This is a genomic window from Streptosporangium lutulentum (assembly GCF_030811455.1).
GTDB lineage: Bacteria > Actinomycetota > Actinomycetes > Streptosporangiales > Streptosporangiaceae > Streptosporangium > Streptosporangium lutulentum.
Genome location: NZ_JAUSQU010000001.1, coordinates 6,417,616 through 6,431,961 on the forward strand (window position 1 = coordinate 6,417,616; position 14,346 = coordinate 6,431,961).

Genomic DNA, 14,346 nt, shown 5'->3' on the forward strand with positions numbered 1-14,346 from the left:
TCGCACCCGCGGAGACCTTACGGATACGACACGGTCGCCGGCCCGTCCCTTGATAAGTGAAACTTAGTAAGTTCTACTGAGTACATGGGACGTCGAACGCAAGAGCTCGGACGCTTCACCGACGTGGCGCTGCTGGTGCTCGTCAGCCTGGCCGAAGGCCAGAAACACGGCTACCGGATGATCCAGGACATCGAGGAGTTCTCGGGGACCGCGCTGGAGCCCGGCACGCTCTACGGTGCGCTGATGCGCCTGGAGGAGCGCGGCTGGATCGAGCCGGTCACCTCCGCCGAGAGGCGCAAGCCGTACCGGATCACCCCCTCGGGGCAGGACGCGCTCACCGAGCAGCTCGCGACGCTGCGACGGATCGAGCAGGCGGGTGCCAGGCGCACGGGAGTCGCCTGGGGGCTCGGATGATGCGCCCGCTCGCCGTGATGACGCTGCGGCTCTACCCGAAGGCGTGGCGCAGGCGCTACGCCGAGGAGGTCCGTGACCTGCTGGACGCGCGCCCGGTCCGGGCCCGCACGGTCGCCGACCTCGCCATGGGGGCGTTCGACGCCTGGATCAACCGCCGTCTGATCCCAGGAGGTTCCGCCATGCGCGTTCCCACCGCCGTCGTCCTCACCATCGGCTCCTACATCCTCTTCAACCTTTGGAATCCGGGCATCCGCCACATGCCCAGCCTTGAGCGGACGTGGAGCCTCGCCCTGGACAACAGCTCGGCGGCGACCCTGGGGCTGGCCGCGGTCGCCACCTTCCTGTTCGCCGTCACCCCCGCCCTGGCGGTCCTCGCCTTCGTGCCCGTGCTCGTGTCGGCGACCACAAGAAAGGCCCTCAGAGAGGGCCTCGGCGTCCTCGTGGTGACCATGGCCCTGGTCATCGCCCTGCCGATCTGGGCGATCGCGTACGTCTACTACGGCATGGCCTTCTCCGACCTGGGTTTCCCCATAGGCCCGTTCGGCGACGCGATGACGGGCGGGTTCTTCGCCCCGGTGATCGTCGCCCTGGCCCTGGGCCTGCGCGGGGTCGCCGCGAGGGATCCGCTGCTCGCCCCCGGCGTGCAGCGGGCGGGCAGGATGCTCGGCGTCGCCGCCGCGCTCAACGTGGTGGCCTGGGTGCCGATCCTGCTGTTGCTCGTTCTCGGCGCCCCGGGCGCGTCCACCCGATTCATGGTGGCGATGCTGGCGAGCGTCGCGTGCAGCGCCGCCATCTCGGCCCTCACCATCCGCGCCGTCACGGGCTCGGAACCCGCCCGGAGTCTCGTACGGATCTGAGCGCGCGAGGGGTACCGCTCGCGGCGAGCGGTACCCCTCGAAACGCGCCCGGCTGAGACGTGGTCAGGCCGTGATGCGGTCGATCACCAGGGGCAGCAGGTCCGGGTCGCCGGCCTCACCGATCACGTAGGCGCCCTCCAGCGCGGTGAGCGCCCGCTCGAAACGGGCGGTCTCGTCGGCGTGCAGGGTCATCAGCGGCTGCCCCTCGCGAACCAGGTCTCCCGGCCTGACGTGCAGCATGATGCCCGCGCCGAAGGACACCGGGTCCTCCTTGCGCTCCCGGCCCGCGCCGAGCCGCCAGGCGGCCAGGCCCACGCCGTACGCGTCGAGCCTGGACAGCACGCCGGACGAGGGCGCGGTGATCTCCATGGTCTCGGCGGCCCTGGGCAGCAGGGCGTCGGGGTCGCCGCCCTGGGCACTGATCATCCGGCGCCAGACGTCCATCGCCGAGCCGTCCTTCAGGGCCTGCTCCGGGTCCTTGCCCCCGGTCAGGCCCCCGGCCTCCAGCATCTCGCGCGCCAGCCGTACGGTCAGCTCGACCACGTCGGCGGGCCCGCCCCCCGCGAGCACCTCGACGGACTCGGTGACCTCAAGCGCGTTGCCCACGGCCCGGCCGAGCGGCCGGTCCATGGCGGTGAGCAGGGCGACCGTGTTGACCCCGGCGTCGGTGCCCAGCTCGACCATGGTCATGGCCAGCTCACGGGCCCGGTCCACGGTCTTCATGAACGCGCCGGAACCGACCTTGACGTCGAGCACCAGCGCCCCGGTGCCCTCCGCGATCTTCTTCGACATGATCGAGGAGGCGATCAGCGGGATCGACTCGACGGTGCCGGTGACGTCGCGCAGCGCGTAGAGCTTCTTGTCCGCCGGGGCGAGCCCGTCACCGGCCGCGCAGATGACCGCCCCGGCCTCCCTGAGCACGTCGAGCATCCCGTCGTTGGACAGGGACGCCTGCCAGCCGGGGATGGACTCCAGCTTGTCCAGGGTGCCGCCGGTGTGACCGAGCCCCCTGCCGGAAAGCTGCGGCACGTAACCGCCGCACGCGGCGACCAGCGGGGCCAGCGGCAGTGTGATCTTGTCACCCACCCCGCCGGTGGAGTGCTTGTCGGTGGTGGGACCGGGCAGCGCCGACCAGTCCATCCGGGACCCGGACCGGATCATGGCCTGGGTCCACTCCGCGATCTCCCGCCGGGTCATGCCGTTGAGCAGGATCGCCATCGCGAGCGAGGACATCTGCTCGTCGGCCACGACACCCCTGGTGTAGGCGTCGATCACCCAGTCGATCTGCTCCCTGGACAGCTCGCGGCCGTCCCGCTTGGTGACGATGACGTCGATCGCGTCCATGGTCAAGCCCCCCGGCTCAGGTTGGTGACGACGGCCTCGGCCATGCTCATGGTCAGGCCCCCCGGCTCAGGTTGTCGGGCCCGAAGGCGTACGGCAGGATCTCCGTCATCGGCTTGGGGCCGTCGACGGTCTCCACCAGCAGTTCGGGACCGCCGAACTCGTACAGCAGCTGACGGCACCTGCCGCACGGCATGAGCAGCTCCTCGTGCCCGTCCACGCAGGTGAACGCGACCAGCCGGCCGCCGCCGGAGGCCCGGAGCGCGGACACCAGCCCGCACTCCGCGCACAGCCCGAGGCCGTAGGAGGCGTTCTCGACGTTGCAGCCGGACACGATCCGCCCGTCGTCCACCAGGGCGGCGGCGCCGACCGGGAACTTGGAGTAGGGGGCGTAGGCGTGCGCCATGACCCGTACGGCTTCCGCCTTCAGTGCCGCCCAGTTGATGTCCATCGGGCTCGATCCACTCATGGGCACGTCGCGAACGACTCGTGCCGCCTGTATGACTTCTTACGGAACTTCTCGCACACCACGGTCACTTCGCCTGTCCCCTGCGGTACGGCACGCCGTCCGCGGCGGGCATCCGGAGCCGCTGGGCGGCCAGCGACAGCACCAGCAGCGTGGTGATGTGCGGCGTGACCGAGGTGAACTCCGACGGGATGGTGTCGGTCAGCGCGAACAGGACGAACACGGCGATCGCCGCGATCCCGGTGATCAGCGCCGCCCTCGTGCGGTTCTGCTGGACGAGCTGGTAGACCGCCACGGCGGCGATGAGGATCGCCACGACCAGCAGCAGCGCGTGCACCGACTCGCCACCCCGGCGGAGCTGGAGCCCGTCGGTGTAGCCGAACAGCAGGGCACCGCCCGCCAGACCTCCCGGACGCCAGTTACCGAAGATCATGGCGGCGAGGCCGATGAAGCCACGGCCGCCCGTCTGGCCCTCGCGATAGGCGCTGGCCGCCACCTGGGACAGGAACGCGCCGCCGAGACCGGCCAGTGCGCCGGAGACGACCACCGCGACGTACTTGTAGTAGTAGACGTTGACGCCCAGCGACTCCGCCGCCGTCGGGCTCTCGCCGCAGGAGCGCAGCCGCAGGCCGAACGCCGTGCGCCAGAGCACGTAGAACGTCAGCGGGACCAGCAGGATCGCCAGGATGGTGAGAAGCGAGACGTTCGTGGTCAGGCCGCGCAGGATGCCCGCCACATCCGACAGGAGGAACCACTGTTTGGCCTCCAGCCCCTTCAGATGGTCTCCGACCCACGGCAGGCTCACGACGCCCGGTTTGGGCACCGGCGGCGACTGGGCGTCGCCGCCACCCGGCATGGTGGCGAAGGTGACCTTGGAGAGGTACTGGGTGACGCCCAGGCCCAGGATGTTGATCGCGACGCCGGAGATGATGTGGTCCACCCCGAACGTCACGGTGGCGAGCGCGTGCAGCAGGCCGCCGAGGGCGCCGCCGAGCGCGCCGACGATGACGCCCGCCCAGGGGTTGCCGAAGTGGATCGCGCCCCAGGCCCCGCCCCAGGTACCCATGATCATCATGCCCTCGAGGCCGATGTTGACCACACCGGCCCGCTCGGACCACAGGCCGCCGAGACCGGCCAGGCCGATCGGCACGGCCAGCGCGACGGCGGCGTTGATCGCTCCCGCCGAGGTGAGGTCGACGGCTCCGGTGACGGCGCGGGTGAAGGACAGCAGGAGGATCAGCCCGCCGATGGCGTACAGCAGGACCTGCCAGGTGAGCTTGAACCTCCTGGCCTTCTTCGGTTCCTCCACGGCAGGGGTCTTCGCCACGGCCAGACCGCCCTCGCTCATGCCGACGCTCCTTCAGCCTGGGTGGGAGTCGCGCTCGCCAGCTGCCTGTTCACCCGGCGTTGCCCGGCCGAGACGCGATAACGGTGAACGAGCTCGTAGGCGATGATGACCGAGAGCACGATCGTGCCCTGCATGATCTGGACGATGTCCGGGGAGATCTCGTGCAGTTGCAGGATGTTCGACGAGGTGTCGAGGAAGGCCCAGAGCAGGGCGCCGAGCGCGATGCCCACCGGGTGGTTGCGGCCGAGCAGCGCGATCGCGATGCCGATGAAGCCGAGCCCCGTGGGGAAGTCCAGGCTGTAGCTGTAGGACTCGCCGACCAGTTGCGGTATGCCGACCAGGCCCGCCACGGCGCCGGACAGCATCATCGCGATGAGGGTCATCCTCTTCACGTTGACCCCGCTGGCCACCGCGGCCGTCTCCGAGCGGCCGGTGGCCCTCAGGTCGAAGCCGAAGCGGGTCTTGTTGATCAGCACGTGGTACAGGATGCCCATGACGATCGCCAGGACGATGAGGCCGAACACCTTGGTCGTGGTGCCGGGGATGATCTCCAGGCCGGGCACCTGGCCGGACGCGCCGATCGGCTTGGTACCGATGTTGTTGCTGCCCGCGACCTCGACCGCGAGGCGGTCCTTGTTGAGGAGCCAGGCGCCGAGCGAGGTGGCGATGGCGTTCAGCATGATCGTGGAGATGACCTCGCTGACCCCCCGCCTGACCTTGAGCAGGCCGGCGATCGACGCCCATCCGGCGCCGATCACCATGGCGACGAAGATGATCAGGGCGACGTGCAGGGGGGCGGGCAGGGTGACCGCCCCGCCCACGGCCGCGGCGACGAGCACCGCGAGGCGGTACTGGCCGTCCACGCCGATGTTGAAGAGGTTCATCCTGAACCCGATCGCCACCGCCAGCGCGGACAGGTAGTAGGTCGTCGCGGAGTTCAGGGTCAGCACGATCGACCGCGGCTGCGCGCCGTAGTCGACCATGAGGAGCAGGGTGTTCAGCGGAGGGTCGCCCGTGATCAGCAGGACGATCGAGGTGATCAGTCCGGCGAACACGATGGCCAGGATCGGCGCGATCAAAACCGGGCCGCCGAGGCGGACCCGGCCGAGGAGCCTGTCGGCGAAGGTCGACGTCTCGGGGCTCATACGATCACTCCGGCCGCCACGCGCGCTGTGTGGATGTTCATGCCGCCTCTCCAGCACCCGTCATGGCTGATCCGAGCTGCTCGGGCGTCACGTTCAGCGGGTTCACGTCCGCCACGATGCGACCTCGCAGGATGACCTTCAGCGTGTCCGACAGGCCGATGAGCTCGTCGAGGTCGGCCGAGATGAGTAGTACGGCCAGGCCCGCGGCGCGGGCGGCACGAAGGTGGTCCCAGATCGCGGCCTGGGCGCCGACGTCCACGCCGCGCGTCGGGTGGGAGGCGATCAGGAACACCGGGTTCCCGCTCATCTCCCGGCCGATGATCAGCTTCTGCTGGTTTCCGCCGGACAGGGACGAGGCGTCCACGTCGATGCCCGGCGTACGGACGTCGTACTCCTCGACGATGCGCTGGGTGTCCTTGCGCGCCCCCGAGCGGTTGATCCAGAAGCCCCTGACATTGGGCCGTCTCGTCTGGTGACCGAGGATCCGGTTCTCCCAGAGCGGCGCCTCCAGCAGCAGTCCCTGCCGGTGCCGGTCCTCGGGGATGTAGCCGATCCCGGCCTCGCGGCGGCGCAGCGTCGGCCAGGCGGAGATGTCGTGCTCGCCGAGCCGGATCTCGCCGTCGGCGGCGCGCATGCCCATGATGGCCTCGACGAGCTCGGCCTGGCCGTTGCCCTCGACGCCGGCGATGCCGAGCACCTCGCCCTTGCGGATGTCGAAATCGACGGCGTCGACGATGCGGCGCCCCTCCGGCGAGTGGACGGTCAGACCGCGCACCGACAGTGCGACCACGTCGGTGACGGTGGACTCGCGGGTCTCCGGGCTGGGCAGCTCGCTGCCCACCATGAGCTCGGCGAGCTGCCTGGCCGTCACGTCCTTGGGAACCACGCTGGCCACGGTCGTGCCGCGCCGGATGACGGTGATGGCGTCGGCGACCGAGAGCACCTCGTCCAGCTTGTGGGAGATGAAGATGATCGTGAGGCCCTCGCGGACCAGCACGCGCAGGTTGGCGAAGAGCTCCTCCACCTCGTGCGGCACCAGCACGGCGGTCGGCTCGTCCAGGATGAGGATCCGGGCGCCGCGATAGAGGACCTTCAGGATCTCCACCCGCTGCCGGGCGCCGACCCCCAGGTCCTCGACCGTGGCGTCGGGGTCGATACCGAGGCCGTAGGAGTCGGAGATCTGTATGATCTTCTTCCGGGCGGCGCCGAAGTCGAGGGCGATCCCGCCCTTGCGGGGCTCGCTGCCGAGAACCACGTTCTCCAGCACCGTCAGGTTGTCGGCCAGCATGAAGTGCTGGTGGACCATCCCGATGCTCGCGGCGATCGCGTCTCCGGGAGAGCGGAAGGTCGCGGCTTTCCCGTTGACACGGATCTCGCCCTCGTCGGGACGTTGCATGCCGTACAGGATCTTCATGAGGGTGGACTTGCCCGCGCCGTTCTCGCCGACGATGGCATGCACGTGACCCTGGTTCACGGCAAGGGAGATGTCGCGGTTGGCCACGACGCCGGGGAATCGTTTGGTGATCCCCTCGAGTTCGACGGCCGGAGTCGAGGTGTTGATGACGGCCTCCTCCACACGGATGGCCTTGATTGCGGAACGTGATGGTGAAAGTAGGGCAAGAGGCCCGGGGGATTTGTCCACCGGGCCTCTTATTAGTACCAGTTCAGGAGGTCTTGTCCGGAACGGTGATCTCGCCGGAGATGATCTTCTGCTTGAACTCGTCGAGCTTGGCCTTGATGTCGTCGACCTGGCCACCGGTGGTGGAGTAGTCGACGCCGCCGGCCTTGAGGTCGTAGGACGTGGTGCCGGCCTTCACCGTGTTGTCGGCGAAGCTCTTCAGGAAGTCGAAGACCGCGACGTCGACCTTCTTGAGCATGGAGGTCATGATGACGCCCTGCAGATCGGCGGCGGCGGTCTTGGCCTGGTCGGAGTCGACGCCGATGGCCAGGCCGCCCGCGGCCTTGGCCGCCTCGAACACACCGCTGCCGGAGCCGCCCGCGGCCTGGTAGACCACGTCGGCGCCCGCGTCGAACATGCCCTCGGCCGCGGTCTTGCCCTTGGCCGGGTCGGCGAAGCCGGTGAAGTCCGGCGGCTGGCTGAGGTACTTGCTGTCGATCTTGATGTCGGCCTTGACGGCCTTGGCCCCGGCGGCGAAACCGGCCTCGAACTTGTTGATCAGCGGCACCTGCACGCCGCCGATGAAGCCCACGTGGCCGCTCTTGCTCTTCAGCGCCGCGGCGGCACCGACGAGGAAGGAGCCCTGCTGCTCGGAGAAGAGCAGGTTGGAGATGTTCGGGCCCTTGGCGGCCTCGTCGTCGACGATCGCGAACTTGATGTCCGGGAACTCGGCGGCGACCTTCGCCACCGGACCGGAGTAGGCGAAGCCGATGGCGATGATCGGGTTGTAGCCGCCGTCGGCGAGCAGACGCAGCCGCTCCTCCTTGGCCGCCTCGGTCTCGCCGTTGCCGGCTTCGAGCTCCTTGGTCTCGGTGAGGCCGAGCTCGGTCTTGGCCTTGTCCAGACCGGCGGCGGCCGCGTCGTTGAACGACTGGTCACCACGCCCGCCGATGTCGTAGGCGAGACCGACCTTCGCGCCGCCCGCGGCCGGAGCCGCGCTGCTCGCTCCGCCACTCGGCGCGGCCGACGTGGCCGGCTCCTCGCTTCCACCGCACGCGGCAGCTCCCATGAGCATGCTGCCTGCCAGTGCTGTTGCGGCCAGCCTGCCGAATCGGTTCTGAAGCAAGATGGACTCCCCTCGCGTTTATGTGCACGCGCGAAGAGACGCACGGCAACCCTGCACGGAAGATAGTTGGTCAGAGAGGGTTGACCAAACCAACGCACGAGTCCGCAACAGGTCCGTTATGCAGCTCACGCCACCTTGTGACCAGCGGAGCCATCCGCGGCCACATCTTCGCCCGAGGGTAGTCCTTTACCTGGAGGACGGGTTCTGGTCACCACCGTGACAGGTGTTACGTGTGAGAAAGTCCGATTTATGGCTAATTGTCCAGATTGAGCGCCAGGAGCGGCTCGGTGGAGGCGGCGCTGGGCCGCCTCCCCTCCCAGAGCGCGGTCAGCGCGGTCGCCGCCAGGAAGCGCACGCCGGTGCCGATCGCGGTCTCGTCCACGTCGAAAGTGCCCTGATGGATGTCGGCCAGGTGCGTCGAGCCCGGAGTGCGGGTTCCGAGCCTGCCGTACGCCCCGGGAACGGACTCCAGATACCAGCCGAAGTCCTCGCCGCCCAGGCTCTGCTCCGTCGGCGCGACGGCATCCTCCCCGAGCACACCCTCCGCGGCCTCGGTCAGCATCTGCACGCTGACCTCGTCGTTGACCACCGGCGGAACCCCGCGCACGTAGTCCATCTCGGCCTCGACGCCGTAGGCGCCCGCGACCGACTCCAGCAGCGTCTTGATCATGTCGGGAGCGGCGTGCCAGGCGGTCTCGTCCAGGCAGCGCACGGTGCCCTCGGCGATGCCGTCGTCCGGGATCGCGTTGGCGACCGAGCCCGCCTCGACCCGGCCCCAGACCAGGCTCAGCGACGAGCGCGGGTCCACCCTGCGCGACAGCGCGGCCGGCAGCTCGGTGAGGATCTTGGCGAGCGCGAAGACCAGGTCGGCGGTGAGGTGCGGCCGGGCGGTGTGCCCGCCGGGACCGCTGACCCGGATCGAGACCTTGTCGCAGGCGGAGGTGATCGGCCCGGCCTTGAGACCGACCTTGCCGACGTCCAGCCGCGGATCGCAGTGCAGGCCGAAGATCCGGTCGACCCCGCTGATACCGCCGGAGGCCATGACCTCCAGCGCCCCGCCGGGAAGCTCCTCGGCGGGCTGGAAGATCAGCCGGACCCGGCCGGGAAGCAGCCCGGCCTCCGCCTGCTGGGCGAGGAAGAGCGAGGTGCCGAGCAGGATCGTGGTGTGCACGTCGTGACCGCAGGCGTGGCACACCCCGGGGACCGTGGAGCTGTAGGCCACGTCCTTCTCGTCGGGCACGGGAAGCGCGTCGATGTCGGCCCGCAGCGCCACCGTCGGCCCGTCGCCGCTGCCGACCTCGCAGATGACCCCGGTGCCGCGAGGCAGCACCGAGGGCACGAGGCCCGCCGCGGTCAGACGCTCGACGATGCGCTGCGTCGTACGGTATTCGGCGAACGCGAGCTCTGGATGCATGTGCAGGTCACGTCGGAAATCGATCAGCTCCCGCTCGCGACCGGCGAGGAAGGTGTCGAGTTCTCCCCGCAAATTACGCCCGCGCATTACGTACCGTCCTATCCGCGCCAGCGGTCTGAATCGTCGACGCACCGTGCCACTGCCCAGGATCACGCAATCCATGAGGCAGCCTCGAAAAAAAGCGACCGCCGCACCGATGGGCCGGAGTGGGTGTCACGAGCCACGCCAGTGCGGACTGAGAACCGTCGACATGGGAGCGACAAGCCGATGGTCTTGGGGCCGCCGTCACGTTGACGATGCCATCGACTTTATCCCTCCTGCCTGGCAGCTCGCCGCCATCTACACCAAATGTTTTGTCACCCCATGCCCCTCTTCTATGCCTTCTGACCCTCTCGAACCAGAGAAGATGACCCGGATTAACTAGATCGTGGCAGTCGCCGGTGGCCACACCGGGTCATGTCACGGCGGCGGTGACAGCCTGTCACTCGATCCAAACCTGGCCGACCTGGCAATTTGCATGGCCTCAGGTACCAGTCATAGAACCCGGCGGAGTGATGTAAACAGGAGAAATGCATGTTTCACTCCGCATATGATCGCTAACATCCCATTCGGGGAGAGGCAGTCGCGATTGAGCATCTTCGAACCGATCGAGGGGACCCTGGTGGTTGTCCCCTCACTGTCGCTTCCACAAGATGAGCTGCGCAGGATCACCGCCGTCCGCTCCTACGAGGAGCGATTGCTGTTCCTCCTGCTCACCCTCAAAAAACCCGACATGGAAGTCGTCTACCTGTCCTCCACGCCGGTGGACGACGCGATCGTGGACTACTACCTGAGCTTCCTCGACGATCCCGACGAGGGCCGCACGCGCCTGCAAATGATCAGTTTGGATGATCCGCACACGCAACCGCTCAGCGAGTCGCTGCTGCGCCGTCCGGACGTCATCGCGCGGATCCGCGAGGCACTCGGCGACGCGAAGGACACCTGGATGGTGCCGTTCGTGGTCAGCGAGTACGAGGAGCGGCTCGCCGAGATCCTCGCCCTGCCGATCTACGGCCCGGCCACCGCGCTGGCCCATCTGGGCTCCAAGAGCGGCGGGCGCATGGTCGGCGAGGAGGCGGGGGTGCCGGTGGTCAGGGGCTTCTCCAGCCTGCGGTCGCTGACCGAGGTGGAGCACGCGGCCCGCGCCATGGCCCCGGCGAACAAGCTGATGGTCAAGCTCAACAACAGCTACTCGGGGCTGGGCAACGCCATCGTGATCAAGGACGACCGGCCGCTCACCGCCTGCCGTACGAGCTTCTCCGCGGAGGACGAGGACTGGACGACGTTCGCCGAGAAGATCGCCGAACGCGGAGCGGTGATCGAGGAGTTCCTCGACGACCGGCCCCTGTACTCCCCCAGCGCCCTGGCCAGGATCACCCCCGGCGGCTCCTACGACGTGGTCGCCACGCACGAACAGGTCCTCGGCGGCCCCAACGGGGACGTCTACCAGGGCTGCACCTTCCCCGCCCGGCCGGAGTACCGCGCCGAGCTGGGCGAGTGCGCCGAGCGGATCGCCCGCGTCCTCGCGAGCCGGGGCGTGGTGGGCCTGTTCGGTGTGGACTTCTTCGCCATCAAGACCGACGGCGGCTACCGGGCGCTGCTGTGCGAGATCAACCTGCGCATCGGCGGGACCACCCACCCGTTCGGCGCCGCGCTGCTCGCCACCGGCGGCACCTACGACCCGGGCACCGGCACGCTCATGTGCGGGAAGCAGTCCAAGTACTACGTGGCGACCGACAACTGCTCCGCCCCCTGCCTGCGGGGCCGCACGCCCGCGGAGGTCGTCAAGATGGTCCACGACGAGGGCCTCGGATTCGACGACGGCACCCGTACCGGGAACGTGCTGCATCTGCTCGGGGCGATCCCCGGGTTCGGGAAACTCGGCTTCACCAGCATCGGCAACTCCGAGGAAGAGGCCGCCGAACTACACCGAAGGACCATTCGGGCGCTTCGCCAGTCCGCGTAGGCCGATCACGCCCAGCACGATCGCGAGCACGATGTTGACGGCGATCAGGATGCCGTGCACCACGTAGAAGGACGTCGGGTGACCGTCTGCGAGGTTGAAGCCAAGGTTGATCCATTCGAAGATCATGAAAGCGGCAAGGCCGATCAGAAATCCGGCGATCTTTCGCGATATTTGCATGGTGTCAGTATTCCGTTGCGTGGCTGACCCCTGGTCAGGGCATGAGTCGCCGCATGCGAATCGGCACGAAGCTACCCTGAGGTCATTATGGGGATGAAACACGTCGCGCCCGTCGGGGTGCTGCTCGCGGCGACCACTTTTCTGGGCGCCCCCGCGCACGCCGGCTCGGTGGCCGCGCCCGCGGGAACCGAACCCGGGAGCGTCAAACCGGGAGGTGCCAGGAAGGAGCCGGTCGGCGGCCCCAGGCTCGGCGGGCGGGGCGTCATCGCCCCCACCGGCGTGAAGGCGCCTCCCAAGACGGCCGCGGAGTCCTACGTGGTCGCGGACGCCGACACCGGCGAGGTGCTCGCCGCCAAGGACGCCCACGGGCGCTATCTCCCGGCGAGCACCCTCAAGGCCCTGACCGCGATCACCCTCATTCCGAAGCTCGACAAGACTCGGAAGATCACACCGAGCAGGCGCGCGGTGAACGAGGAGGGCAGTGCGGTAGGCCTGGTCCCCAAGCCCCTCTACACGGTCGAGGACCTGTTCAAGGCACTGATGCTGGTGTCCGGCAACGACTGCGCGATGGCGCTGGCCGAGGCCAACGGCGGCCTGGCCACGACCCTGGCGGACATGAACGCCGAGGCCAAGCGCCTGCAGGCGTACGACACGGTGGCCAAGACGCCGAGCGGGCTCGACAAGCCCGGCCAGAGCAGCTCGGCCTACGACCTGACGCTGATCGCCCGAGCCGGGCTAGCCAACGCCGATTTTCGGCGATATATCAGCACAAAGACTGACAAGTTCCCGGCGCCCAAGGGCCACTACGAGATCGGCAACCACAACAGGCTGCTCTGGAGCTACAAGGGCATGATCGGCGTCAAGAACGGCTGGACGTCCAAGGCCCTGGGCAGCTTCGTCGGCGCGGCCAAACGGAACGGCCACACGGTCATCGTGTCGATCATGCGGCACAACGGCTCCTTCTGGGGCGACGTCGCCGGCCTGCTCGACTGGGGCTTCGCCGCCCGCGGCAAGGTGATCCCCGTCGGGCACCTGGTCGACCCGATCCCCGACCCGCCGCCTCCCACCCCGACCCCTCCGCCCGTCAAGGCTCCGGTCGCGGCGCCCAAGGCGGTGGAGACCGCACCCCACGAGGAGTCGCCTCCCGTCGGCCTCTACGTGCTCGGCGCCGGCCTGCTCGGCGGCGTGATCTGGATGGCGTACGGCCTGCGCCGGCGCTTCCGCTGAAGCGTCGTCCCGGTGGGGACCCGCCGCCTCGCGTACGGCGCGGCGGTCCCCCCGGGGGCGGCCGTCAGGCGAAGGGTCTCGCCGGGCATCCGCGCCCGCCGGACGGACGGCCCGTCAGGCGGGCGCCCCGTCGACGGGAACGGCCGGGGACGGGGTGGGATCGGGCGGGGGTCCGAAGCAGGCGGTCGCGGTCCAGGCGGCGGCGTAGATGATCACGCGGGCCGAGAGGTTGATCCAGACCAGCAGGCCGACCACCACGGCGAACACCCCGTAGACGGGGTTGTTCAGGGTGTACGACAGGATCAGCGCGGCGAGCTGCTTGAGCAGTCCGAAGCCGATCGCGCCCAGCACGGCTCCGCGCAGCACCACGCGGAACGGCTGCGTGGAGCGGCCCACCCAGCCCAGGAGGATCAGGAAGACGACGACGTCGGCCAGCACGCTGACCGCCAGGCCGACGGGCCAGATCACAGCGATGGCGGTCACCGATCCCGGCAGGCCCAGCCATCCGGCCACGACCCCGCTCGCCTGGGTGGCGAAGCCGCCGACCACCACCGAGAAGATCACCGTGATGCCGACCAGGACGAATGAGGCGAGATCGCGGAGCTTGCCCATGAAGAAGTTGAGCGGCGCCTCGGTGGTCATGGAGATCTCGCGGAGCGCGCCGCGCAGGGCGTCCATCGCGCCGAGCCCGGCGTAGAGCAGGCCGATCAGGCCGATGATCCCGGCGCCGGTCCGGGACTCGGAGATCTGCTTGATCGGGAGCTTGTCGGCGAGACCCGGCAGGTACGCGTTGATGGCCCCGGCCAGCGCGGCGGTGGCCTTCGAGTCGGCGAACAGGAAGTAGCCGAAGATCGCGAAGGCCAGAGCGATGATCGGAAAGAACGACAGGAACGCGAAGTAGGTCACCGCCCCCGCGAGCCGGTCTCCGGACTGGACCTGGTAGCGCTGCACCGTCCTGATCAGATGATCGAACCAGTGCCATCGGACTCGGGCCACGCCGATCCGCGCCCTGCCCCCCTCGCGGACCGCCTCGATCCGTTCCTGCACCTTTGCCACGCGCGCCCCCTACCCAGTCGTCGCCGCACCGATCACGAATGACGAAAGGAAAAGGGGAACGCGAGAGCCGTACACGCTCGGGAGTGCTCAGAGTAGGACAGGGCCCGAACCCGAACCCATCCAAACGCGCCCAGAGTGTCAGGAGGGGCAGG

13 protein-coding genes are annotated in these 14,346 nt (G+C 68.8%); 4 read left to right on the top strand and 9 right to left on the bottom strand.

Annotation, left to right across the window (positions count from 1 at the left end):
• The first annotated feature begins 84 nt into the window (after positions 1–84).
• Complete coding sequence (locus J2853_RS28445) at positions 85–414, top strand: PadR family transcriptional regulator (protein WP_307563246.1); 330 nt, start codon at positions 85–87, stop codon at positions 412–414.
• Complete coding sequence (locus J2853_RS28450) at positions 411–1,271, top strand: hypothetical protein (protein WP_307563248.1); 861 nt, start codon at positions 411–413, stop codon at positions 1,269–1,271. The genes J2853_RS28445 and J2853_RS28450 overlap by 4 nt, the downstream gene beginning before the upstream one ends.
• Before the next feature lie 63 nt (positions 1,272–1,334).
• On the opposite strand, the gene J2853_RS28455 is transcribed toward J2853_RS28450, so the two are convergent.
• The 7 genes from J2853_RS28455 to J2853_RS28485 all read right to left on the bottom strand — a co-directional run bounded on the left by J2853_RS28455 (position 1,335) and on the right by J2853_RS28485 (position 9,816).
• On the bottom strand, positions 1,335–2,615 hold the full coding sequence (locus J2853_RS28455; RefSeq protein WP_307563250.1) for a thymidine phosphorylase: 1,281 nt from the start codon (positions 2,613–2,615) through the stop codon (positions 1,335–1,337).
• A gap of 52 nt (positions 2,616–2,667) precedes the next feature.
• Entirely contained in the window at positions 2,668–3,063 is a 396-nt protein-coding gene (locus tag J2853_RS28460; protein WP_307563252.1) for a cytidine deaminase, read from the bottom strand.
• Between the two features lie 82 nt (positions 3,064–3,145).
• On the bottom strand, positions 3,146–4,426 hold the full coding sequence (locus J2853_RS28465; protein WP_307563254.1) for an ABC transporter permease: 1,281 nt from the start codon (positions 4,424–4,426) through the stop codon (positions 3,146–3,148).
• Positions 4,423–5,571 (bottom strand): ABC transporter permease, encoded by a 1,149-nt coding sequence (locus tag J2853_RS28470; RefSeq protein WP_307563256.1) that lies wholly within the window; start codon positions 5,569–5,571, stop codon positions 4,423–4,425. Before J2853_RS28470 ends, J2853_RS28465 begins: the two co-directional genes overlap by 4 nt.
• Before the next feature lie 37 nt (positions 5,572–5,608).
• Complete coding sequence (locus J2853_RS28475; protein ID WP_307563258.1) at positions 5,609–7,147, bottom strand: ABC transporter ATP-binding protein; 1,539 nt, start codon at positions 7,145–7,147, stop codon at positions 5,609–5,611.
• 88 nt (positions 7,148–7,235) lie between these two features.
• Positions 7,236–8,315, bottom strand: coding sequence for a BMP family lipoprotein (locus J2853_RS28480; protein WP_307563260.1), 1,080 nt, complete (start codon positions 8,313–8,315; stop codon positions 7,236–7,238).
• A 253-nt stretch (positions 8,316–8,568) separates the two neighbouring features.
• Positions 8,569–9,816: a M20 family metallopeptidase gene (locus J2853_RS28485; protein WP_307563262.1), complete on the bottom strand. Its 1,248-nt coding sequence runs from the start codon at positions 9,814–9,816 to the stop codon at positions 8,569–8,571.
• Between the two features lie 541 nt (positions 9,817–10,357).
• Between J2853_RS28485 and J2853_RS28490 the strand changes: the two genes are divergently transcribed.
• On the top strand, positions 10,358–11,734 hold the full coding sequence (locus tag J2853_RS28490; RefSeq protein WP_307563265.1) for a peptide ligase PGM1-related protein: 1,377 nt from the start codon (positions 10,358–10,360) through the stop codon (positions 11,732–11,734).
• On the opposite strand, the gene J2853_RS28495 is transcribed toward J2853_RS28490, so the two are convergent.
• Positions 11,693–11,911 (bottom strand): SCO4848 family membrane protein, encoded by a 219-nt coding sequence (locus J2853_RS28495; RefSeq protein ID WP_307563267.1) that lies wholly within the window; start codon positions 11,909–11,911, stop codon positions 11,693–11,695. The genes J2853_RS28490 and J2853_RS28495 overlap by 42 nt on opposite strands.
• Before the next feature lie 93 nt (positions 11,912–12,004).
• On the opposite strand from J2853_RS28495, the gene J2853_RS28500 reads away from it, so the two are divergent.
• The gene (locus J2853_RS28500) at positions 12,005–13,138 is read left to right on the top strand and encodes a D-alanyl-D-alanine carboxypeptidase family protein (protein ID WP_307563269.1); all 1,134 of its coding nucleotides are present in this window, start codon (positions 12,005–12,007) and stop codon (positions 13,136–13,138) included.
• A 114-nt stretch (positions 13,139–13,252) separates the two neighbouring features.
• Here the strand turns inward: J2853_RS28500 and J2853_RS28505 are convergent, their stop codons facing one another.
• Positions 13,253–14,194 (bottom strand): YihY/virulence factor BrkB family protein, encoded by a 942-nt coding sequence (locus J2853_RS28505; RefSeq protein ID WP_307563271.1) that lies wholly within the window; start codon positions 14,192–14,194, stop codon positions 13,253–13,255.
• Between the last annotated feature and the right edge of the window lie 152 nt (positions 14,195–14,346).

Bases quoted from the DNA above. Each gene is read 5' to 3' on its own strand.
- J2853_RS28445 (WP_307563246.1), top strand. From the start codon at position 85: ATGGGACGTCGAACGCAAGAGCTCGGACGCTTCACCGACGTGGCGCTG.
- J2853_RS28450 (WP_307563248.1), top strand. From the start codon at position 411: ATGATGCGCCCGCTCGCCGTGATGACGCTGCGGCTCTACCCGAAGGCG.
- J2853_RS28455 (WP_307563250.1), bottom strand. From the start codon at position 2,615: ATGGACGCGATCGACGTCATCGTCACCAAGCGGGACGGCCGCGAGCTG.
- J2853_RS28460 (WP_307563252.1), bottom strand. From the start codon at position 3,063: ATGGACATCAACTGGGCGGCACTGAAGGCGGAAGCCGTACGGGTCATG.
- J2853_RS28465 (WP_307563254.1), bottom strand. From the start codon at position 4,426: ATGAGCGAGGGCGGTCTGGCCGTGGCGAAGACCCCTGCCGTGGAGGAA.
- J2853_RS28470 (WP_307563256.1), bottom strand. From the start codon at position 5,571: ATGAGCCCCGAGACGTCGACCTTCGCCGACAGGCTCCTCGGCCGGGTC.
- J2853_RS28485 (WP_307563262.1), bottom strand. From the start codon at position 9,816: ATGCGCGGGCGTAATTTGCGGGGAGAACTCGACACCTTCCTCGCCGGT.
- J2853_RS28495 (WP_307563267.1), bottom strand. From the start codon at position 11,911: ATGCAAATATCGCGAAAGATCGCCGGATTTCTGATCGGCCTTGCCGCT.
- J2853_RS28500 (WP_307563269.1), top strand. From the start codon at position 12,005: ATGAAACACGTCGCGCCCGTCGGGGTGCTGCTCGCGGCGACCACTTTT.